This window comes from Sphingomonas sp. AOB5 (assembly GCF_029433115.1).
Classification (GTDB): Bacteria; Pseudomonadota; Alphaproteobacteria; order Sphingomonadales; family Sphingomonadaceae; genus Sphingomonas.
Genome location: NZ_JARNTV010000034.1, coordinates 1 through 22,105, shown reverse-complemented (window position 1 = coordinate 22,105; position 22,105 = coordinate 1). Strand labels below are relative to the sequence as shown.

Annotated in this window: 13 protein-coding genes and 1 pseudogene; 2 read left to right on the top strand and 12 right to left on the bottom strand. The window is 65.4% G+C overall.

From position 1 onward, the window contains the following. Positions 1 to 6 precede the first annotated feature (6 nt). Complete coding sequence (locus tag P1X14_RS14275) at positions 7 to 873, top strand: phosphodiesterase (RefSeq protein ID WP_277316052.1); 867 nt, start codon at positions 7 to 9, stop codon at positions 871 to 873. A 147-nt stretch (positions 874 to 1,020) separates the two neighbouring features. On the opposite strand, the gene P1X14_RS14270 is transcribed toward P1X14_RS14275, so the two are convergent. From P1X14_RS14270 to P1X14_RS14230, 9 genes are all read right to left on the bottom strand, one after another. After that, on the bottom strand, positions 1,021 to 1,869 hold the full coding sequence (locus tag P1X14_RS14270; protein ID WP_277316051.1) for a hypothetical protein: 849 nt from the start codon (positions 1,867 to 1,869) through the stop codon (positions 1,021 to 1,023). 12 nt (positions 1,870 to 1,881) lie between these two features. After that, positions 1,882 to 2,592 carry a GNAT family N-acetyltransferase gene (locus P1X14_RS14265; protein WP_277316050.1) on the bottom strand — a complete coding sequence of 237 codons (711 nt, stop codon included), beginning with the start codon at positions 2,590 to 2,592 and terminating at the stop codon, positions 1,882 to 1,884. Positions 2,593 to 2,603: 11 nt separating this feature from the next. After that, positions 2,604 to 6,623 carry a hypothetical protein gene (locus P1X14_RS14260; RefSeq protein ID WP_277316049.1) on the bottom strand — a complete coding sequence of 1,340 codons (4,020 nt, stop codon included), beginning with the start codon at positions 6,621 to 6,623 and terminating at the stop codon, positions 2,604 to 2,606. Then, positions 6,623 to 8,470, bottom strand: a complete 1,848-nt coding sequence (locus P1X14_RS14255) for a hypothetical protein (protein ID WP_277316048.1) — start codon at positions 8,468 to 8,470, stop codon at positions 6,623 to 6,625. The genes P1X14_RS14260 and P1X14_RS14255 overlap by 1 nt, the downstream gene beginning before the upstream one ends. 3 nt (positions 8,471 to 8,473) lie before the next feature. Further along, positions 8,474 to 10,399, bottom strand: a complete 1,926-nt coding sequence (locus P1X14_RS14250; protein ID WP_277316047.1) for a heme-binding protein — start codon at positions 10,397 to 10,399, stop codon at positions 8,474 to 8,476. Further along, on the bottom strand, positions 10,396 to 11,778 hold the full coding sequence (locus tag P1X14_RS14245; RefSeq protein ID WP_277316046.1) for a multiheme c-type cytochrome: 1,383 nt from the start codon (positions 11,776 to 11,778) through the stop codon (positions 10,396 to 10,398). The genes P1X14_RS14250 and P1X14_RS14245 overlap by 4 nt, the downstream gene beginning before the upstream one ends. 234 nt (positions 11,779 to 12,012) lie before the next feature. Further along, positions 12,013 to 13,446: an aldehyde dehydrogenase family protein gene (locus tag P1X14_RS14240; RefSeq protein WP_277316045.1), complete on the bottom strand. Its 1,434-nt coding sequence runs from the start codon at positions 13,444 to 13,446 to the stop codon at positions 12,013 to 12,015. Next, positions 13,443 to 15,086, bottom strand: coding sequence for an acetolactate synthase large subunit (locus P1X14_RS14235; protein ID WP_277316044.1), 1,644 nt, complete (start codon positions 15,084 to 15,086; stop codon positions 13,443 to 13,445). The genes P1X14_RS14240 and P1X14_RS14235 overlap by 4 nt, the downstream gene beginning before the upstream one ends. A 77-nt stretch (positions 15,087 to 15,163) precedes the next feature. Then, positions 15,164 to 17,659 (bottom strand): hypothetical protein, encoded by a 2,496-nt coding sequence (locus P1X14_RS14230; protein WP_277316043.1) that lies wholly within the window; start codon positions 17,657 to 17,659, stop codon positions 15,164 to 15,166. A gap of 144 nt (positions 17,660 to 17,803) precedes the next feature. On the opposite strand from P1X14_RS14230, the gene gdhA reads away from it, so the two are divergent. Then, the gene (gene gdhA / locus P1X14_RS14225; protein ID WP_277316042.1) at positions 17,804 to 19,159 is read left to right on the top strand and encodes an NADP-specific glutamate dehydrogenase; all 1,356 of its coding nucleotides are present in this window, start codon (positions 17,804 to 17,806) and stop codon (positions 19,157 to 19,159) included. Positions 19,160 to 19,162: 3 nt separating this feature from the next. Here gdhA and P1X14_RS14220 read toward each other — a convergent pair whose 3' ends face one another. From P1X14_RS14220 to P1X14_RS14210, 3 genes and pseudogenes are all read right to left on the bottom strand, one after another. Further along, a complete protein-coding gene (locus P1X14_RS14220; RefSeq protein ID WP_277316041.1) occupies positions 19,163 to 20,113 on the bottom strand; it encodes a FecR family protein in 951 nt (316 codons plus the stop codon). 10 nt (positions 20,114 to 20,123) lie between these two features. Beyond that, complete coding sequence (locus P1X14_RS14215) at positions 20,124 to 21,395, bottom strand: hypothetical protein (protein ID WP_277316040.1); 1,272 nt, start codon at positions 21,393 to 21,395, stop codon at positions 20,124 to 20,126. Positions 21,396 to 21,470: 75 nt separating this feature from the next. Beyond that, positions 21,471 to 22,105: pseudogene (locus P1X14_RS14210) on the bottom strand (serine protease); the annotation flags it as partial.

Genomic DNA, 22,105 nt, shown 5'->3' with positions numbered 1-22,105 from the left:
GAGCGAATGCTGATCGCCCAGATCACCGATATCCATGTCGGCTTCGAGCCGAACAATCCCGATGAGTATAACCAGAAACGGCTGGCGAACGTGCTGCAGCATGTGCTGCACGGTCCCAACAAGCCCGATCTGATGCTGGTGACCGGCGACCTGACCGAGCGCGGCGACGTGGAGAGTTATGCGCGGCTCAAGGAGCTGCTCGCCGACTGCCCGTGCCCCTGGTATCCGATCGTCGGCAATCACGACAATCGAACCAATTTCTCGCGCGCGCTGCCCGATGTGCCGACGCCGGGCGGGTTCGTGCAATATGTCGTCGATCAGGGCGGGCTGCGCCTGATCTTCCTCGATACGCTGGAGGAAGGCCGCCATGGCGGCGCGTTCTGCGAAGTGCGCGCGGCATGGCTGAGCGAGCGGCTGGCCGAGGCGCCGGACGTGCCGACCGTGCTGGTGATGCACCATCCGCCGATCGATGTGGGCATCGACTGGATGCGCACGCATCGCAATGAACCCTGGGTGGCGCGCTTCGCCGCGACGATCGAGGGGCACAAACAGGTCCGCGCGATCCTGACCGGGCATCTGCACCGCCCGATCGTGTCGCAATGGAAGGGGACGACCGTGGCGATCTGCCCCGCCTCCGCGCCCGGCGTTGCGCTCGACCTGCGCCCGATGGACCCCGAAGCCCCCGACCTGCGCCCGATGGTGGTGGCTGACATGCCCGGCTACGCGCTGCACTGGTGGGACGCGGGCGAACTGGTGACGATGTTCGACTTCGCCGAGGACCCGGTGCCGCTGGCCAAGTTCGACAGCCGGATGCAGGGGCTGGTGAAGCATCTGATGATCGACGAGCGCCCGGGTGCGGATGGGCACCACTAGGTACATATAATTCTCCCCCGGTGGGGGAGGTGGCAGCCGAAGGCTGGCGGAGGGGGTAAGTCACAGGCGATATCGCTCGCGGCAAATCCCCCTCCACCGCTTCGCGGTTCCCCTCCCCCTCTGGGGGAGGATTTTATGTCGAACCCCCTACCGGGCGATCACCCAGCGACCCTTGCGCAAGCGATAGGTCCGCGGCGAAATGCAGCGTTCCATCGCCTTGCAGTCTCCCTCGACGGCTTCCTTCATCTTCTCGAATTCCGGGCCATCGGGCATGATGCCGGCCACGACTAGCTGGTCGGACAGCACCGCCATGAACAGGTCGGGGCCGGTCTGGATGGCCAGCCGTTCCCAGGCCGGCAGGTCGATCAGCAGGCCTGGGACATAGCCTTCGCCTTCCAGGAACACGAGGCCTTGCTTCATGGCATCGACGCTGGGCATGGCGGGCAGATCGGGCCGGGTCTGGGCATGCGCGAGCGACCAAGCGGCGTCCGGAGCCAGGTTCAGATCCTTGAGCGTCTTGTCGCCGATCACGCCGATGGCCTCGGGTGTATCGAAGGCGAGGAAGGCGTAGAGACCCTCGCCGATCGGCTGATGGATCGCGGGATCCTCGCCCGCCTTTCCGGGCATGACGCGGCCGATATAGTCGAGATACTCCTGATCCCGAACGATCAGACGCAGATTCTCGCGCGTCGGTTCCTCGCGCTTGGCGGTCAGCTTGCGGACGAACTCGCTCTTGGCCGTATCGCACTCGTCCGCGGTCGACTGGCGGCAATAATTGTCGATCCGATGAAGGTTGATCTGCGCCTCGTTCCATTCACCGCCCTTCACCAGAAGGACGAGAGGCTCGTCGGCTTTCAGCGTGAACTGGCTGTCGGGCACCGCCTTGCGAAAGCGCTGGAGCATGTCCTGTTCGAAGGCATCACCGGTCCGCTGGGCAGCCGCGGGCAAGGCGAGGAGCAGGGCGGCGAGCGCGGCGGCGATGAAGCGCATGGTCATTCGCTATCGATCCTACAGGGCGGGTTGATTGGCAACCGGTCCCCCGCCGGGCGGATAGAGCACGAGCGAAACGGACTCGATCTCGACACCGAGCGCCTCATGGGTCAGCGGGCCGCGCTGATATTCCTCGAATCCGAGGCGGTGGAGCAGCGCCAGCGAGCGCGCATTCGCGGCATCGGTGACCGCGCATTGCAGGTTCAGGCCGCGCTCGAACATATAGCCGGTAAAGGCCGACAGGGCCTCGGTCGCATAGCCCTGATCCCATACGTGGCGGGCGAACATATAGGTGATCCACGGATAGTGTTTCGCGCCGAGCCAGCCGATCACTTCGCCGTCCCGCAGGACGATGAACTCGTCGCTATTGTCGTCATCGGCATCGAGCAGATGCGCGATCCATGTCTCGGTCTGCTCGATGCTTTGATGCGGCGGGCTGTCCCAATAGCGCAGCGTTTCCGCGTCCGAGAGGATCGCATGCATTGCCGGCACATCGCCGAGCACGGCGCGGCGCAGGGTCAGGCGCTTGGTCCTGATTTGCCGGGCGCGGCCGATCGGGCCGGGTTGCTTATATCCGTCCGCGACCCACGACACCGCCGCGATCAGGCATACGGCCACGACCAGGCCATATCCGCCGCGCCACCCGATGAGGGCGATCGCGTAGGCCAGGATCAGGAGGGAGAAGAGGACGATGGCAAGGCGGAGGGTGCCCCGCTGACGATGACCCATATTCGTGCTGGCTATCTTTTGGGTCTCCACGACCGCATGTCCGGTTCGTCGCTGACCTTGTATGGCACGCCGCGGCGATTGATGAACAGCCGCTCCATTTCCGGCCGGGTGAACGGTCGCGATCCCAGCCGCCCGAACACCGCGATCTGGCCGCCGGTTTCGTCCACAGCGCGATCGCGGTCGAGGCCGCGGGAAAGCGCGCGTGCCGGTGTGGGCGTGCGCGCCCAGGCGATCAGTTCGGGAACCGGGGCGGGGCTGAAGCCATAGAAATTGGGCTGGGTCGCGGGCGAGGTGAGCTGGATCACCTTCAGCCCGTTCCGCCCGTCGGCGACATAGGCGAAGAAGCTGGCATTGGTCGCGCCGACGATCACGTCCGATGCGTCGTTCAGCTGGCCGCCGAACGTCTCGGCCTTCACCCATGCCGGCCGGGTCGGATTGGTGACGTTGACGATCGCCAGCCCCTGCGCACCGCCCGCGACATAGGCATAGGTGCGGGCGATATAGAGGCGGCGGGCGTCGGGCATGGCGATCAGGCCGGATGGGATCGCGACCGGGTTCCGCAGATTGGTCACGTCGAACAGCTCGACACCCTTCGCGGTGGTGACCCACAGATAGCGGAACTGGATCGCGCTGGCCCGCGCGTCCTGCAGCGGGCGGACCGCGGCGAGCTTCGGGTTCAGCGGGTCGTGCAGGTCGACCACGACGAGGCCGGCACTGGCGGTGATGTACGCGATCTCGCCCGCCAGCACGATGTGCCGCGCGCCGTTCAGCACGCCGTTCGGGTTCCAGGCCGGACCCGCGCGCTTCAGGAAATTGTTGCGCAGTTCGCCGTCCGCCATGGTGTTGATATCGACGAGGAACAGGCCCTCCTCGGCATCGGTGACCGCGGCGTAATTGTAGATCGGCAGGAAGGGCTGCTCGAGGTTTGCCTCGCGCATCGCCTGGGTGTTGCGCAACGGCGCGATGGGCTGGTTGGTGGGCAGCGCCATGCAGGTGGCGTTCTTCGATTCCACCCGCGTGTCATGGCCGAGCGAGGAATAGGGCGCGGTGATGATCGCGTCGGAGAAGCCCTTGTTGGCGACCGACGCGACGTCATAGACGCGGAAGCCACCCTTGCCTTCCGCGACGTACATGTACTCGCCGCGCATCTGAAGGCAGCCGACCTTGCCCGATGTGGTCTGCACGACGTTGCGGAACATTTCCTGCGCGCCGGTCTCGCCCGATCCGCCGCGGCCGAAGGTGCTGCCGCGGGTCCAGTTCTTCAGCTCGCGCTTGTTCCGCTCGACATGCAGCTTGTAATAATCGGGATATGCATAGCGCTGGAGGTATGAGCCGATAACCGCCTGCGGCTCGTCCCATTCGGTGACGCGCACGGCTTCGAACCCGCCCTCGAGACCGGTCCAGGCATTCATCCCGACAAAGTTGATCTGGCCGGTGCCGAGCAGCAGCAGCTGGGCCATGATCGCATTGTTGTCGTCCTTGCTGGACAGGTGGCAATCGGTGCAGCGCTTGGTTTCGGTGGTGCGGACCGTGTGCGGGAAATGCGGGGCGAAGGCCTGGCTGGAGAAGCCGATCGAGCTGATCGGCGGCTGTTGCACATAGATGCGTTCGCGATTGGCGTTGGTCGACGACAGGATCAGCGCGGAGGAGGAGCGGACCGGCGCGATCTGGTTGCCCTTGGTCCCTTGGTGCCGGCCGAGCTGGAACATGTCGTCGCGCGCGACCTGCGGGTTGTAGGTCGCGAAGTTGCGGGTTTCCTCGCCCTTGAAGTGATGGGTCGAGGTCTTCCAGTTGGCTTCGATCGGCAAGTGGCAGCCGCCGCAGCTGGTGGTCCAGCTCAGGTGACAGGTGAAACAGGCCATCTTGTCCGGATCGTGCGCGCGGTCGCTCAGGTCCACGCCGGGGCCGAAGGCGAAGCTGCCGTCGGTGCCGCCCGAACGGCTCATCAGCTTCGACCGCGCCGCCTTCTCGTTGAAATAGGGCGAGGAGGGATCGACGCTGTTCTTGACCAGATGCACGTCCCATTCGAGGCTGGGATCGACCAGCGATCGCTGGATCAGCTTGCGCCGTCCGCCGCCGTCGGGAACCCATTCGAAGCGGCGCTTGCCGTCGGGATTGCGCAGCAGTTCCAGGTTCGATCCCTGTGGCCGAGCGGCGGGGCCGGAGGTGCGCAGGGTCGGATAGGCATCCGCAGTGCCGTGGCAATCCTTGCATCCGATCTCGACCGCGTTGGCGACTTCGCCATAGATCAGGCCGTTGCCATGGCTGTCCTGCGCGAAGTGGCAATCGACGCATTGCATGCCCTTCTCGGCATGGATGTCCATCAAATGCACCGCCTTGCCCGGATTCACGCCGGGGGGCACGAACTTACCTTCGCCCTTCTTGCGCCACTTCTCGGGATCGTCGGGTCGGACGATATTGCCGTCCTTGTCGAGCAGATTGCCTTCGCGGTCGCGCTTGAAGATGCCGCGGAAGTTCCAGCCGTGCGAGTGATAGTCCGCGAACTGGGTATCCTTCAGCGACGGATTGAGATCGTAGACGTTGCGCAGGAAATCGAGATCGCCCCACAGGCCGCGCACCGCCGCGCCCTCGGGATTGCGGTCCAGCACGGCGTGCTGCTCCTCGATCGACGGATATTTCTGCTTCTTCGGCCACATCGACGGCGCGTCGGACTCATAGTCCCACATCGTGTAGCCGAGGTACGAGTTCAGGAAGATGTTGGGCTGGTGCAGGTGGCAGGACATGCACTGGCTGGTCGGGATCGCGCGGGTGAAGGCGTGGCGGATCGGGTGGCCGCGTTCCTTCTCGCCGCCCGACGTCTCGCCGGGCTGGATCAGCGAACCATGGTCGGCGTCGCCCTTATCCCCCTTCTTCGCATGATCGTCATGCTCGCCGCCCTTGCCCTGGCGCTTGGCGGCGATGGTCGGATCGATCGTCGCACTCTGCCCGTCGCGGCCGAACTTGGCATAGCCCAGGCTGTGCCGCGGCTCGCGGTCATTGGCGTAGATCACATGGCAGCCGGTGCAGCCCGATCCGCGATAGTCGCCCGGCTGGTCGTTGGTGCCCATGAACCACATCAGCGGATCGTTGAGCCGGGTCTTGTGGATGTTGAGGATCGGGATCGCGACGCGCAGGCCGGTGGCGGGGCCGCGGTTCGACTGCTTCAGGTCGGGGCGGCCCGGCTCCTCCAGCCGCTGGATCGATCCGGTCGGATTGGGCAGGCCGACTTCGGCGAACTGGCTGGAGCCGTTGCGCCCGCCACGCTCGAACACGCGGAATACGTCCGAAGGCGGCACGACATGCCAGGTCGGCAACGGATAGAGTTCCGCCAGCGCGCCGCGCGCCCGCTCCTTCGCAGTGGGATTGCCCGGCGGATCGCCCGCCGAGACGATCTTCGCGGGTTCGCCGGTGCGGGTATAGGCCTCGCCGAAGATGTAGTTCTTGTAGGGCGCGATGCCGTTATTATAGGCCGCTCCGCCCCACAGCATCGATCCCGACGCCATCATCGATCGCTCGGCCGCCTCGATCACTTCCATATGGCACGCGCCGCAGCTTTCGCGGACGATGCGATAGTCGCCGGGGTTGATGAAGCGGATGAACTCGGGCGCTTCCTTGTTGAGCAAGGTGTAGCCGCGCGAGGGATTGGCCGAGCTGGGATAGTGCCACGTCTTGGGATAGCGCGGCAGCACATGTGCCTTTTCGCGCATCGCGACATATTGCGCATGCTCGAAGCCCAGATCGGGATCGCCGCGCACCGCCGCATCGCCGCCATGGCAATCGACGCAGCCGAGCTGGACCGCCTTGCTGGCATGCATCGAGGGTTCGTCGGTCTTGGTATGGCAGCTCATGCAGCCGTCCGACTTGGCCGCGACCATCGCCGGCGTCTGGCTGGCCGGGGCGGGCGGGGCGGTGACATAGGTCCGCTCGACCGGCTTCTCCTCGTCGCTCGCCTGCAGGATCGCGACGGGCACGACCAGCGCCGCCAGCGCCAGGCTGACGAAGAAGGCCGCGCGCTGGAGCAGACGGCCCATCAATAGCTCAGGATGATGTTGCCGAGGACCGAGTAATATTGCCGGTCCTGGCTGCGGTTGGTGAACAGGTCGCGGAAGCCGTCACTGGGCATCAGCACCGCGCCGGAGACGCGGAACACGACATTCTGCGTCGCGAAGGGGCGATAGATCGCGGCGGCCGACAGGTCCCAGCCGATCTCGCTGGGGATGCTGCCTTCGTTGCGCAGCACCTGCAGCGTGATCGTGTCGTCGAACGCCAGCCGGTTGGCATTGGCGGACAGGCGCAGACCCGGCGTCAGATCGAAATCCGCACCCGCGCCGATCAGGAAGGTGCCCGGATTGTTGAAATTGGACTGGCCCTGCTCCTTGGACGAGCGGACCGAGTTGAGCACGCCGTTGCGCCCGCTGAGCGAGATCACCCGCCCGCCGCCCGCGAACGGGATCGACTGGCGGATCCAGTAGCTGGTGTCGGCACCGGCAAAGACCGGATTCTCGAAGATCGCGTCGAACCCGGTTTCGGTATTGTCATAGGGATCGCGATCCCCGCTGGCATAGAGCGCCGAGACGCGGAAGCGCATCCAGTCGCGGTCGTAGCTTAGCTCGGTCGCGCCGAAATATGCCCGAACCTGCGCCGGGCGGCTGGTGAAGATCGAATTGCGGTCCTCGCCCAGCGCGGCATAGGCCGATGCGGTGACGTTGATCCGGCCGATCCGGCCGTCCGCATTGTAGCCGAGATAGACGATGTCGTAATCGCGCCCGCGCAGGTCGCCGATCAGCGCCGGGCGGACCGGGAAGCCGTTATCGTCGATCTCGACGTCATTGCCCTCGCGGTTGCGGTTATAGACCGCGGTGAGCTGGCTGGTGAGGCCGGGGATCAGGAAGTCCTGGCGATAGGCATTGGCGATGAACACGAAGTCGTCGCGCGGACTGCGGATGACCGAGTTCAGCCCCGAATTGGTGTCCTTCTCCAGCCGCCAGAAGGCCGCGAGATTATACTGGAAGCGATTGCCGTCGCGATTGCCGAACAGGCGGATGCCCAACTGCTGATCGTTGAACAGGAAACCGCGGAAATCATTCTGAAACGGCTGGATGCCGACGCGGATCGAGTCGAAGTCGTAGCGGTCGGAGACGTTGCGGATGTGATAGTCGACGAAGAACTCCTGCACGCCGAAGAAGCTATCGGTGCGGCGGCTGGGACGGCTGGGGCGGACGTCGAGCACGCGCCGCTCGGGCACGTTCACATGGCTGATATTATAGGCGAAGGCGACGCGATACTCGATCTCGGGCGGCTTGAACGCGCCCGATCCCTTGGTGAGCGATGCGCCCGCGATGAAGGTCTGCGAGAAGACGAAGCTGCCCTGCGATCCGAAGACGTCGAGGCTCTGCGGCCGCTCGGTCGTCTGCACGCCGACGGGGATGGGGAAGGTGCGCGGTTCCAGCACCGTGTCGCTGACCAGGTTCAATGAGAAGAACCAGTCGTCGTGATGGATCGGCAGCCACGGCACCTTGGCGCGGTTGACCGGGCGGTCACCCTTCAGCGTGTTCTGGTTGTACGGATCGCGCCAGTTCTCGGAAACGATGCCGAGCGACTGGACCAGCCGCCAGCGATCGGGGATCGGGACCTGATCGGTGGGGAAGGCCTCGGGTGGCGGCGCGCGGACCGCGCCGGGATTGTTCTGGATCACCGCTTCGGGAAGCTGGTTGCGGTAATCCGGGCGGCGGCGGCCGTCGATGGTCTCGGCCGGATCGGTCGGCGTGTCGCGCTTATCGGTCTTGGGCGCGTCCTGCGGCGGAGGCGGCGCATCCTGTGCGGGCGGCGGCGCGTCCTGGAATGCGGCCATCGCCAGCAGGGTCAGGATCGCGCCCATCGCCTATAGCCCCGCACAGACATTCTGGGCGTTGGTATCGAGGAACGGCGCGAACGGGCAGCTGACGTAGCGCAGCCGGGTGCCGCCGTTCATCATCAGATTGTCGGCGCGGATCGCCGCGGGCGCATTGCCGATGCCGCCGACGCGCAGCCCTGCCTGATGGGTGCCCAGGAACGAGATCATGTCGTCCTGATCGATGCCGTCGCCCGACACGCCGATCGCGCCGACCAATGTGTTGCCGCGATAGATGGGCACCGATCCGGGGAAGATCTGGATGCCGTTCTGGATGCGGTTGCGGCCCGGCACGGCGTCGGGGACGAAGGTGCAGCGCTGTGGCGTATCGGTGATGCTGGCGCCGGTGACGAAGGCGAGATGCTGGCCGAGATTGGTAAGGACCAGCGCCGATTGCAGCCCGGTGGAGAAGGGATTGAACTGGGCGATGGGGCGCGAGAACGGCCCATTGGGACGGCCGACTTCGCCGTCCGGCGCATAGGGGCGCGAGATATTGCCGACCGAACGATCGGCGAATGCATGCGCGCCGGTGAGCAGGCCCGGATTGCCGAAAAAGGTCCGCGCGGCCGGGACGAAGGCGCGCACGTCCGCGCTCGGATCGCCGAGCAATTGCGCGCCGGCCTGCGGATGCGAGAGGAATGCCGCGGTGCGCGCCTTTTGCAGCGACACGTCGATCCCGAACATCGGCGCATCGGGCGAGCGGACGATGCCCAGCACCGCGCCGGTCGTGTCGACCAGGCTGATGCTCACCTGTGCGCGGCTGTCGAGCGGCTGGCGGATCTGCGCGCGGGCGCGGCTCATCACCGCGAAGGATTCCTCGAGGATCGCGCGTGCTTCGGTCGCAGTCAGCAGCCCGTCGGTCCCGGCGCCGATCGGATAGCGGTTCGTGCCCGATCCGTTGCTGAGAACGAATGCGTCGCGATTGGCGAATTCGGCCGGGGTCGAGGCGCGCACGCCCGATGCTTCGGTGCCATAGACCGCGCCGGGCAGAATCGCCGGGACCGCCGCGGTATAGCCGCGCACCGCGACCAGCCCACCCAGTGCAGGCGACGTCGCGGCATAGGTGGCGGTGCCCGCGGTGACGAGGCCGGTATAGTCGATATCGCTGTAGCGCAGCGTGGTGCCATCGACCGAGATGCGGTTGGCGCGGATATTCTCCGGCGCTTCGAAGCCGCGCGTTCCGGCCAGCGCAATGGCTTCCTCGACGTCGCTGTCGATATCGAGGACGTTGGTGTCGAAGCCGTACACGCCATCGGCCATCACCCCGATGCCGCCGACGACCACGCCATTCTTGTAGAGCGGGAAGCCGCCCGGATCGGCGGCAAGGCCGAGCGGCGAACGCTTCGGCCCGATCTGCATGTCGGCGCCGAGCGAGCCGTAGCGTGCCGACAGGTCCGAACAGGGAAGCTGGCTGAACTGCACGCCGAACAGCGGGCCGCTTTCGAGGCCCGTGGTGGTCGGTGCCGGCGGGAAATGCTGCTGGACGATCATCGACGCGGTGCGCGACGAGAAGGCGTTGCCGCCCGACGACAAATACGCCCCGGTCAGCGCCTTGGCGATCGCCCCGGCCTCGGCGGGGACGCTCAGATTCTGCGCGTCCATATTGGCGCCGTTGGGGGCGGCGCTGGTGACCATGTTGGCGGGGGCGCCGGTCATGCGGAAGATGGCGAGGATGTTGCCCACCCGGTCCGACACGGCGATCACCGCGGGACGGCCGCGCTGGTTGGCTTCGGCGGCGGCGCGGGCGAGGATATTCTGGACGTCGGTGATGGTCAGCGCTTCAGCACCGGGCACGGTATAGACGGTGCTGGCGGGGGCAGGCGCGGGGGCCGGGGTGGGCGTGGGCGTGCTTGGCCCGCCGCCACAGGCTTGCAGGAGGAGCGCGGTACTGGCCAGGAACCCGATACTGCGCTTCATTGCAGCGCCCGGATGCTGCGCACGGCGCTGCCCAAAGCGGCGCGGAATTCGGCCGGGCGATAGCCGTTCGGTTCCTTCACCGCGGCATAGGCGCGGTTGATGTCGGCGCGGATGCCCGCCGCCGCGCCGCGGGTGATGCGGCCATGCTTGACCAGCGCGTTCAGCAGCGTGTCGATCGCCATCACCGACTGGACCGATCCCTGATAGTCGGTGAAGCGCGGCGCGCTGGCCGGGCCGGCAATGGCGTCGACGATGGCGAAAGCCATGTCGCCGCTGCCGCTGGCGCCACCCAGCGTGTTGGCGAGGGTGAGCGAGGTCGCGGCGAGCTTGCGCGCGGCGGCGATCGCGGTCGCGCGGTCGGTGCCCATCGCCTGATGGAAGGCGCGGACGTCCGCGTCGAAGCGCGTGGCGAGGCCGGGTGCGGCGACCTTTGCCGCGGCCGAGAGCAGGATCATGTTCTCGTCGTTGAACGGCGGCTGGGCGAAGGGGATCGGGCGGCCCGGATTGACCTCGAAGGTCAGGTTGCGGTCCTCCTGGTCGAAGATGCGGCGATGGCAACTGTGGCAATCGAAGAAGGTGAATTCGGGGAAGGCGCCTTCGGTGCCGCGCCCGCTGGCGAAGAGGGTCATCTGGCGATTGACCGCCATCGCCTGGCCCACCGCCCACATGCGCACGCTGTCGCTGCGGCCCTTGCGCGCGGCGTAATCGGCGTCCTCGTCATGATGCTGTTGCAGGGTCGAGAACAGGTCGAGTTCGAACGAGATGCGCGGGTGACCGGCGGCCATCATCCGGTGCGAGACGAACTGGCCGGGGTTCGAACTGCCGAGGTGGCAATCGAGGCAGACGCCTGCGCGGGTGGCGGGGCGGTCGAGCGGGGTCATGCCGCGCGAGACGTTATCGGCATGGCTGGCACCGACGGCGTAATGCGACGCGATCCAGCCGCCCGCGGGGCCATGGCAGCCCTCGCAGCTCACCCCGTCGCTGGTCAGGAATTTCGGGCCACGCGCGCCATCGGTGGGGGTCGAGTGGCAGCCGAGGCAGGTCGGTTCGCTGGTCGGATCGCCCAGTTTCAGCGTCGCGGCGATGGCGCGCGAGCGGCGGCTGGAGAGGACCGCGAAGGCGCGGCTGTGCGCGCCTGCGGGCGTAGAGCTTTCCTGCCAGAGCTGAAGCTCGTCCTGACGGACCACCGCGCCATCGGCCTCCATCCGGCCGTGACAGGTCGATCCGGCGCAGCTGGCAACGCCTTCATAGCCCGGAGGCTCAGGCGGCGCGGCAGTGGCCGAAGCCACGATCAGCGCGCTGGCAAAGGCAAGCAGGAGCGCGACGCACAGCATCGCTGCGCCTTTCCTCGAACCGGTCAACTGGCCCCCAAAGCCCATTCAGCGTTTCCCCACGCCGCGTTGCGGAAACAATCTGCCTGAAATGGCAGGTAGGGGACAGGAGAAAGTTCGGTTAATCGCCGTGCCAGCGGGGGAATTCGGCGCAGGAAGCAATCCTCCCCCGCCAGGGGGAGGTGTCAGCGCAGCTGACGGAGGGGGAGGATTCCAGAACGAGCGTTGAAGAGTCCTCCCCCTCCGTCGCCTTCGGCGCCACCTCCCCCTTGCGGGGGAGGATTATCTCCGCCGGATCACCAGATTGCGGATCTCGGTCATGTCCTCCATCGCGAATTTCACGCCTTCGCGGCCGAGGCCGGAGTCCTTCACGCCGCCATAGGGCATGTTGTCGACGCGGTAGCTGGGCACGTCGTTGATCACCACGCCGCCCACATCGAGCCGGTCCCACGCGTCGAGCATCTCGAACAGATCGCGGGTGAAGATCCCCGCCTGCAGCCCGAACTTGCTGTCGTTGACGATGTCGAGTGCTTCCTCGAACGTACCGAACGGGATCAGGAAGGCGACGGGTCCGAACGCTTCCTCGACATTCAGCTTGGTGTTGCGACCTACGCCCTCCAGCAACGTCGCCTCGAGCATCGCGCCGTCGCGTTTGCCCCCGCAGAGCAGGGTCGCGCCGCCCGCTACGGCTTCCTGGATCCAGCCATCGAGCCGCTTGGCTTCGCCTTCGGAGATCATCGGGCCGATGAACGTCTCGCGGTCCTTGGGATCGCCTGCGACCAGCGACTTCGTCTTCGTCACCAGCATGTCGCGGAACTGCACATAGACCGCACGGTGGATCAGGATACGCTGGACCCCGATGCACGACTGGCCCGACTGGTAGAAGGCGCCGAAGATCACCCGCTCCAGTGCATCGCGCAGATCGGCGTCGTGATTGATCACCACCGCGGCATTGCCGCCCAGTTCCAGCACGACCTTCTTCTTGCCCGCCTTGGCCTTCAGGTCCCAGCCGACGCCGGGCGATCCGGTGAAGCTGAGCAGCTTCAGCCGCTCATCCTGCGTGAACATGTCGGCGCCTTCGCGATGCGCGGGCAGGATCGAAAAGGCGCCCTTGGGCAGGTCGGTCTCGGCCAGCACTTCGCCCATGATGATCGCGCCCAGCGGCGTGCGGCTGGCGGGCTTCATCACGAAGGGGCAGCCGACCGCGATGGCCGGGGCGATCTTGTGCGCGGCGAGGTTCAGCGGGAAGTTGAACGGCGAGATGAAGCTGCACGGCCCGATCGGCACGCGCTTCCACATGCCCTGATAGCCCTTGGCGCGCGGCGAAATGTCGAGCGGCTGAACCTCGCCGGTCATCCGCACGCTTTCCTCCGCGGCGATGCGGAACGTGTCGATCAGACGGGTGACTTCGCCCTCGCTGTCCTTGATCGGCTTCCCCGCCTCGACACACAGCGCATAGGCGAGTTCTTCCTGCCGCTCTTTGAAGCGGTCGACGCAATGCTGGAGCACCGCCTGACGCGCATAGCTGGGCATGCGCGCCATCGGTTCGGCCGCGGCAACCGCGCCCGCAATCCCCTCCTCGATGATCGCCGGCGTGGCCTGCGCGACGCGGAACGCGACCTCGCCGGTGAACTTGTCGGTCACCTCGAGATCGGTGTTGGGCTGCGCCGCCTCGTTGTTGAGGTAGAGGGGGTAGATGTCCTTGAGTTGGGTCACAGCGCCGCGCTCAGCTCCTTGATCTCGCGGTTCAATATCCGGTCATTGTCCGAATAGTCGACCGGGCAATCGATGAGGTGCACGCCGGGTTCCGAAAGCGTCCGCCGGAGCAGTAACGGCAGGTGCGCGGCACTTTCCACGCGGTGGCCCTTGGCGCCATAGGCCTCGGCATATTTCACGAAATCGGGATTGTCGTAGGTCAGGCCCCAGTCCTTGAAGCCCATGTTCGCCTGCTTCCAGCGGATCATGCCGTAACTGTTGTCGTTGAGGATCAGCACGGTGATGTTGAGTTTCAGCCGGACCGCGGTCTCCATCTCCTGGCTGTTCATCATGAACCCGCCATCGCCGCAGATCGCCATCACCTTGCGGTCGGGATAGACCATCGCCGACGCCATCGCGCTGGGCAGCCCCGCGCCCATCGTCGCCAGCGCATTGTCGAGCAGCACGGTGTTCTGCTGCCGCGCGGGATAGTTGCGCGCGAACCAGATCTTGTAGACGCCATTGTCGAGGCAGATGATCCCGTCCGCGGGCATCGCCTTGCGCACTTCGCGGACCAGGCAGGGCGGATAGATCGGGAAGCGCTCGTCGCACTCGATCGACGCGGTGTGCGCCACTTCCGCGGCGCGATAGGAGAGGGCACGGTCGAAATTCCAGCCCGGCGCGGGCATGATCTCTTCCTTCATCTGCCAGATCGCGTTGGCGATATCGCCGATGACCTCGATCTGCGGGAAATAGACCGGATCCACCTCGGCGGTGCGGGTCGAGATGTGGATCACCTCCGCCCCGCCATGCTTCATGAAGAAGGGCGGCTTCTCGATCACGTCATGGCCGACATTGACGATCAGGTCCGCGTCGCCGACCGCGCGATGGACGAAATCCCCCGCCGATAGCGCCGCGCAGCCGAGGAATTTGGGGTGCAGTTCGTCGATCACGCCCTTGCCGAGCTGGGTGGTGAGAAAGGGGATGCCGGTCTTCTCGACGAACTGGAGCAGCATCCGCCCGGTCATCTTGCGGTTGGCGCCTGCGCCGATGACGAGGATCGGGTTCTTCGCCGCCTCGATTCGCTTCACCGCCGCACGCACCGCCTTGGGCTCGGCCGAGGGGCGGCGCGCCAGGCTGGGCTTGATCGGGCGGCTGTCGGTCTGCTCCTCGGCAACGTCCTCGGGGAATTCCAGATGCGTCGCGCCGGGCTTTTCCTCCTCGGCCAGCCGGATCGCTTCACGAATCCGGCTCGGGATATTGTCGGCGCTGGCCAGTTGGTGGGTGTATTTCGTGATCGGCCCCATCATCGCCACCACGTCGAGGATCTGGAAGCGACCCTGCTTCGATTTCTTGATGGGCTTCTGTCCCGTCACCATCAGGATCGGCATGCCGCCCAGCTGTGCATAGGCTGCGGCGGTCACCAGATTGGTCGCGCCCGGCCCCAGCGTCGCCATGCAAACCCCGGTCTTGCCGGTGTGACGGCCATAGGTGGCGGCCATGAACCCCGCGCCCTGTTCGTGCCGGGTGAGGATCAACTGAATCTTCTCCGACCGGCTGAGACTGTCGAGCATGTCGAGATTTTCCTCGCCGGGAACGCCGAAGATATATTCGACACCCTCTTCCTCGAGGCACTGGATGAACAGGTCGGATGCTTTCATCGCGCTTCCCCATCAGCCGGTTTCGGCTGCGGAATGATAGGGGAAAGCGCGCTGGCGGGAAAGCGCCTGCCGCGCCCCTAGCCGGGACGGACATAGTCCGGGCCCAGCGGGATCGCGGCGATATGGGCGATAAACAGGTCAGGGATCACGCGCACCGCCGGCCAGCCGCCGGGAATATCCGCATGCGATTTGATCAGGCAACGAGCGCCGCCCTGGATGATGTAGACATTGTCGATCGACTGGACCTTGAACACCACGGCCTCCTGCGTCACCGGCGCAGTGATCGGGAGCTGCTGCAGATAGGCGAGCGATCCGGTTCGCACCTTGTCCCAAGGCAAAGGCTTGCCATCCAGTCCGGTGCCTGGATCGCCCAAGACCAGCGCGCAGCCAAAATCGCCCATCTGGAAATAGAGTTCGTTGGCGCCATCGGTGCGAGGAGCGCCATTCGCATCGAGCGCCGGTCCCTGCTGGCCGCTATCGATCAGGTCGCCTGCTTCCAGTGTTTGAGGCGTTTTGCTGCCCGGGAACATCGCCGCCGGATCGTTTGTGAACGGGATGGCGCCGACCGCCTTGAACGCGGGAAGGCGGTGAAGCGGCGCGTCCACCTGCGCTTGCAGGTATAGCGTCGATGCGCCCTCGTCGCGCCGGATCATCGCGTTGGTGACGATCGCGGCCGGATCAGGGCTGCCATCGCTCATCTGCCGCGTGATGACGGTCTCATCGATCAACTTGACCTCGGGGTCGGACGTCTGCTCGTTCGAATCTCCGCCGTTGCTGATCTTCAATACGTTGCTTGCGAGCAGTTCCGATTGCAGTTTGCTGGTGAGACCCGGGCCGAATGGATCGATCCTTGCGCCCCGGCCGTCCCGCGCGACGATCAGGCGTCCATATTGAGCCTCGAGGCCGACACTGTCCCACCCGTGCAGTCTGCCGGTGCTGACGAGCCCGATCGACTGGATGACCAGCATCTCGTTGCCTTTGGCGTTGTCGATCGCCTCCTGAAGCTTGCTGATCTCGAACGCGCCGACGCGGACATAGCCCGGTTGGTTCAAACATGTCGGCGGCTGTTGCGGATACCAGCCTACCGCCGTGCAGATGCCGCCCGGCGTCATTTTCGAGAAATGGGCTTTCAGATAGATGGCGTAGCCGGAGGTCGTGTCGCCATAGGCCGCGAGCGCCAGGCCGGTGACGAACGCCGTCGCGTCCGGACACGATATGTCGCCGTAATAATAGGCCTGGGAGCCATCGACGCCGGCTTGCGTGCCCGTGTTCAGCAGGTTCCAGGCCGGCGCGTAGCTGGTTTGTGAATCCATCGCGCTCTGGAGATCGGCGAACTGGCCGCCAAAGAACAGTTTCTCCCAATCGATGGCGCTGATCTTGTCGGCGAAATTATTCTCGAACTTGTGCAGCCTGACGAACTCGGCAAGCGACGGCGCGCCGCCCATCATCGTCACCGCTGCATCCGCGGTTGCCTTGATCGTCCGATCGTCGTCGTCCTTCTCCGCAGCTGCCTTCAGCGATTTATCGGCGTTCCTGCTGCGTATCGCGGCCTTGACCGTGTAGAGGTCCGCTTCGATCTGATCCTGCGTTTTCGGCCCCTTTTCGTCGTACAACAGCGACGCGCCGATCATGATCGCGCTGTCGTGCAGATAGTTGGCGCGGCGATAGATCGTCAGGCACTCGAAATAGAGATACTGCATCAGATCGTAGAGCGAGCTGCGAACGAGCGCCTTGTCCTTGTCCGCAACTGCAGTCGGCTTGCCGACGGCCGCCCGCCACGCGTCGGCAATGATGGCGATATAGCTGGTCTTGCTGTCCCCCACACCCGACTGATCGGTGAGGAGGTTGTGCAGCGACGTCCCCTTTCCGAGCGCCTGCTCCGAGCCGCTTTCGAACACCAGCCGATCGACCAGCTTATGGATATCGACAGGCGGATCGGCGATCGCCACGCCCGTCATCCAGGAGAGATAGGAGATCGGTTCGGACTCCAGATATGTGGTCGATTGTGCCCGGTCGAAATCGTGGAGCTTGGCCTGCAGATTATCGAGATTGTCGTTGAGCGCCTGGAACAGCGCGTCGATTTCCGCGAAATTGCTTTGATAGCCGCCCAGTTCGGAAATGACCGCGAGCCAGTCGATCTTCTTCTCGAGCTTCTGCAACTCCTGCAAGATCTGCGTCTGGGTGTCGTCGGTCTTCCAGAAATGGAACCAGCTGTTGAACATCTGGACGGCCGTGTAGAGCGCGATGAAGCTCGAGGTCCAATCGCCGATCGTCTTGATGCCCTTGGCGAAGGCGGTCAGCTTGTTGAGGACCACCGAGTCCGCCTTGGCCTCGGCGAGGGCCGCGTCGCGAAATGCGGCAACATCCTCCTTCGTTATGGTATCGTAATCGGAGCTTGGGCTGACCCCTGACGGATCGTTGCCCGATGGCGGGGTATCCTGCCGGTCATCACCGTCATCATGGTTGACGGGAGCACCATTCGGCCCGGTTGTATCGTTGATCGAGGGGTTGGGCGGGTCCACCGGCGCCTTGTCCATATGCTCAGCGTTACCGTTGCCGTCGGGACCGGGCATGGTCATCCTCCCATCCGGCTGGTCCCCCAATGGCCGCGCCGCCTTGGCTTCGACGATAGTTAATTTCCGAGGCGTAACAATTGGCGTAATTTAGTCCCGCGAAGAAAATTGCGACTCGATGCAGGTAAAACCGGGAGAGAGCCGATGGCGCTAGGAGATCATGTCGACCTGCCGACTTTAATGGAGGGCGTGAAGAAGCGCAATCCGGGCCAGACCGAGTTCATCCAGGCGGTGCAGGAGGTCGCGGAGGATATCTTTGGCTTCATCGCCGACAAGGAACAATATCACCACTATCAGATCCTGCGCCGCATCGCCGAGCCGGACCGGATCGTCAGCTTCCGCGTGTGCTGGGAGGACGACAACCACAATATCCGCGTCCAGCGCGGCTGGCGGGTGCAGAACAACAATGCGATCGGCCCCTACAAGGGCGGCATCCGTTTCCACCCGAGCGTGACCGAGAGCGTGCTGAAGTTCCTCGCCTTCGAACAGACGTTCAAGAATGCGCTGACCGGGCTGCCGATGGGCGGCGGCAAGGGCGGATCGAACTTCAATCCCAAGGGTAAGAGCGACCATGAGGTGATGCGCTTCTGCCAGAGTTTCATGACCGAGCTGTACCGTCATGTCGGCGCCGATGTGGACGTGCCCGCGGGCGATATCGGCGTGGGCGGGCGCGAGATCGGGTACATGTTCGGCCAGTACAAGCGGATCACCAACCAGTTCACCGGCGTGCTGACCGGCAAGGGGCTGGAATATGGCGGCTCGCTGATCCGTACCGAGGCGACCGGCTACGGCGCGGTCTATTTCCTCGCCAACATGCTGGCTGCGAAGGGCAACAGCCTTGAGGGCAAGCGCGCGGTGATCTCGGGATCGGGCAATGTCGCGACCCATGCCGCGGAAAAGGTGGCGCAGCTGGGCGGCAAGGTGCTGACGCTGTCGGACTCCGAAGGCTTCATCCACGATCCCGATGGCATCACGCAGGAAAAGATCGACTGGGTGAAGGCGCACAAGACCAAGCGCCGCGGGCGGATCTCCGAATATGCGAAGGAGTTCACCGGGGCCAGCTTCCACCCCAATTTGCCGCCCTGGGGCGTGCCGTGCGACGTTGCCTTGCCCTGCGCCACTCAGAACGAGCTGCTGGGCATGGATGCCCGCGCGCTGGTCGGCAATGGCTGCATCGCAGTGGCCGAGGGTGCGAATATGCCGACCAACCTGGAGGGCGTGCATGTTTTCAAGGAAGCCAGGATCCTGTTCGCGCCGGGCAAGGCAGCGAATGCCGGTGGCGTTGCGGTGTCAGGCCTCGAGATGAGCCAGAACAGCGAACGCCGCGCGTGGAAGGAAGCCGAGCTTCAGCAGATGCTGGTCGATATCATGGATGGGATCCACAGCCGCTGCCTCGAGCATGGGCGTCAGGCCGACGGGCATGTCGATTACGTCAAGGGCGCCAACATCGCCGGCTTCAAGAAGGTCGCCGATGCGATGCTGGCGTTCGGGGTGGTCTGACGATCAGATCCGCGGCGGCGTGGGCGTACCACCTGCCGGCGGCACGAAGATCGGACTGCCCGGCTGCTGCGGCCCGCCCTGACCCGGGGTGGGTGTCGGCGTGGTCTGGATCGGCGGGCGGATCGTGTCGTTCTGACCGCCGGGAAGCTGCCGCACCGAGGTTCCGAACTCGCCGTTACGGCCGGTCACCGGATTGGTCGGGGCCGGGTTTGCCATCTGCTGCAGCGGGTAATTGGGATTGCGCAGCAGGTCGGTCAGCATCGTCGATCCAACCGGCGAGAGCAGGAACGGTCCGATCGGCGGCTGGCCATCGGCGGGGATGAACACCGCATAGCCCGGGGACTCGATCGGGACGGTTGCGCCGCCCGCGGTGACGTCGATTGCGCCTGCGGTCTCGCCGCCCTGTGCCGCGGCGCCGGGGCCGCGCAGCAGGATCAGCGTCGCCGTCTCCGGATCGGCGGTATAAGGCGGCAGGCCGGGCTGGGCCGCGGCGATGGCGATGGCGTCCTCGCCCACTACGCCCTCGACGATGGTGCCGCGGATGCCGATCGATGCGGTCGGGGTGCGGATGTTCGACGTGCCCGGCGCATTATGGGTCGGGCGGCCGGACATGAAGCGGAACGCGCCGCGCGTCACGGTGACGCCGACCGAGCTGGACTTGCGATTGGGATCGTAGACGAAGCGATCGACCTTGATCCGCGCGTTCGATCCGACCGTGAAGGTGGTGCGATCGAGCAGCAGCACCTGCAGGCGGCTGGCCTTGCCGGTCATGATGTCGTTGCCCAGCGATACGCGCTCGCGCAGCACCGCCTTGTGCGGCACGCGGTTCGCGTCGGTGGTCATGCGGACGTCATTCACCACTGCGGAGGTGACGCCGACATTCTGCGCGGCCGCCGGGGTGGCGATCACCGCGGTTCCGGCGAGCAGCAGGGTGAGGAGGGAGCGATGAGCCATGGTCCGTTCCTTAGTTGCCGAAGTTCCACACGAGGCGCAGTTCGCCTCCGACGCTCTTGTAGTTCTGGAAGCCACTCGCCTGATTATAGACGCGCCAGCTATAGCTGGCACCGGCTTCGAGGTTCAGGCCGTTGGTAAGCACCGGAATGCCGATCGCGGCGCGGCTGTACCAGCGGACTTCGTTGACCGGCACGAACCCGGCCTCGTCCTCATATTCGACATAGCGCAGCGTGCCGTACAGCGAGACATAGGTGCCCGGTTCGGCGATCACGCTGCGCAACGATCCGAAGCCGCGCAGGCCGCGATAGCCGGTGCGCGCGGTCTCCGACGTCTTCTTCTCGAACGAAGCGCCGAACCAGTAGCTCGTCAGCCCGTCGCGGCGCTGATAGTCGAGGCCCGCATCGATCCGCGTGCCGTCGCGCGAGAAGATCGCGGTCGATCCCATATAGTCCTGATGGACGATCTCGCCGCGCACCGAGAGGCGCGCGTCGCCTGCCAGTACCACCGCCAGCTCCGCCTCGCCGCCATATTCGGTGAGGAAGGGATCGGACGAGATCAGCGAATGGCCGCCGGTGAAGCCTGCCGAAAGTTCGAACCCGTCGCCTTCGAAGCCGAAGCCAACCTGGCCGTCGAAGGTCTGGAAGCTCAGGTCCGGCCCCGCGATGCTGTTCTTGGTCGCGCCGCCAAGGCCGGCATAGGCGAAGCCGCGCCGTCCGATCAGCGTGCGGCCCAGGACATAGGCCGATCCATAGACCGACGCGCCATCCTCGCGCACCACCGCGCCGGGCAGGTCGAAATTGACGAGCAGCGCGTTGGCAAGGTCGCTGTCATATGCGAGGCCGATCGCGACTTCGCCGGTCAGCCCCTGACGCTCGCGGCGCGGGGTGACGGGCGGGCGGGGCAGGTCGCCACAGGCCGATTGGATCGCCGACCATTCGCCGTTACCGATGCTCAGGCCGTTGATCTTGCCCAGCTCGCTCCGCGCGGTCTGCTTGTCGTCGAGACGGCAGAGCAGGGCGACGTAATAGAGCCGCACCTTCGACGTGGTGCCCTCGGGATTGGTCAGCAGCGCGCGTTCGATCGTCGCGGCGGCGCCGAGCAGATCGCCTTCGCCTTCCTGCTTGCGCGCAAGGTCGAGTGCGTCGCCCGGCGTGAGCGAGCGTTCGATCAGCACGTCGAGTTCAGCTTCGGAACTGTCCTGCGCGAAGGCCGGGGCGGCGGCGAAGATCGCCATTCCCAGTGCGGCGGTCGACAGGATGCGGAGTGAACGGCCAGAGTTCATGCATACCCCCATGGCGCACGGCGCGCGGCCAATGTGTGTCTGCAACGTTTCCGCAGGTCAACCTGCCGAAATGGTTTATTGCGTGGACGTGCAACTATAGACGAGTTTCTCGTTATAGACAGCGGGCAGCGCCGCCTTGATCTCCTGCTGGCGGGTGACCAGCGTGCCGCGCGCGGCCTGATCGTTCGAGCAGTTCTTCAGCGTGACGCCGGAGCGAAGCTGGCGCGCGCGGGTCATCTGGTCGGACGAGAGCAAATAGCGGGTGTTGGTATAGGTGCGGCTGGCCGGATCGAAGTCCAGCACCGACACGGTCGCTTCCTCGTTCGGCACCAGGATGCGCTGCCAGTGGGTGCCGTTCTCGGCATACTGCGTCTTGCCGTTGATGCAGCCGTCCTCGCCCAGATCGAGATTGACCGTGGTCGTGGTCGAAACGGTCACGCGGCTGCGCTTGGGATCGAGCGTGCAGACCAGCTTGCCGCTCAGTGCCGGATCGGGCAGCGTTGATCCGCTGCCCTCGGCCTTGGCCGGGACGGCGACCACCTTCGATGCGTCGAACTGCGGCCGGGTGAAGAACAGGGTGGCCGATGCGACGAACAGCACGCCGCCGCCCACCGCGACCCAGATCGCCTCGCGCTGCTGGCCGCGCGACATCAGCATGCCCGCGCCGCCCAGGCACAGGCCGCCGAGCACGAGCAGGACGGCGGCGGCCG

Excerpts from the sequence above, each read along its gene's own strand:
- P1X14_RS14275 (WP_277316052.1), top strand. The coding sequence starts at position 7 with ATGCTGATCGCCCAGATCACCGATATCCATGTCGGCTTCGAGCCGAAC.
- P1X14_RS14270 (WP_277316051.1), bottom strand. The coding sequence starts at position 1,869 with ATGACCATGCGCTTCATCGCCGCCGCGCTCGCCGCCCTGCTCCTCGCC.
- P1X14_RS14265 (WP_277316050.1), bottom strand. The coding sequence starts at position 2,592 with ATGGGTCATCGTCAGCGGGGCACCCTCCGCCTTGCCATCGTCCTCTTC.
- P1X14_RS14260 (WP_277316049.1), bottom strand. The coding sequence starts at position 6,623 with ATGGGCCGTCTGCTCCAGCGCGCGGCCTTCTTCGTCAGCCTGGCGCTG.
- P1X14_RS14255 (WP_277316048.1), bottom strand. The coding sequence starts at position 8,470 with ATGGGCGCGATCCTGACCCTGCTGGCGATGGCCGCATTCCAGGACGCG.
- P1X14_RS14250 (WP_277316047.1), bottom strand. The coding sequence starts at position 10,399 with ATGAAGCGCAGTATCGGGTTCCTGGCCAGTACCGCGCTCCTCCTGCAA.
- P1X14_RS14245 (WP_277316046.1), bottom strand. The coding sequence starts at position 11,778 with ATGGGCTTTGGGGGCCAGTTGACCGGTTCGAGGAAAGGCGCAGCGATG.
- P1X14_RS14235 (WP_277316044.1), bottom strand. The coding sequence starts at position 15,086 with ATGAAAGCATCCGACCTGTTCATCCAGTGCCTCGAGGAAGAGGGTGTC.
- P1X14_RS14230 (WP_277316043.1), bottom strand. The coding sequence starts at position 17,659 with ATGCCCGGTCCCGACGGCAACGGTAACGCTGAGCATATGGACAAGGCG.
- gdhA (WP_277316042.1), top strand. The coding sequence starts at position 17,804 with ATGGCGCTAGGAGATCATGTCGACCTGCCGACTTTAATGGAGGGCGTG.
- P1X14_RS14220 (WP_277316041.1), bottom strand. The coding sequence starts at position 20,113 with ATGGCTCATCGCTCCCTCCTCACCCTGCTGCTCGCCGGAACCGCGGTG.
- P1X14_RS14215 (WP_277316040.1), bottom strand. The coding sequence starts at position 21,395 with ATGAACTCTGGCCGTTCACTCCGCATCCTGTCGACCGCCGCACTGGGA.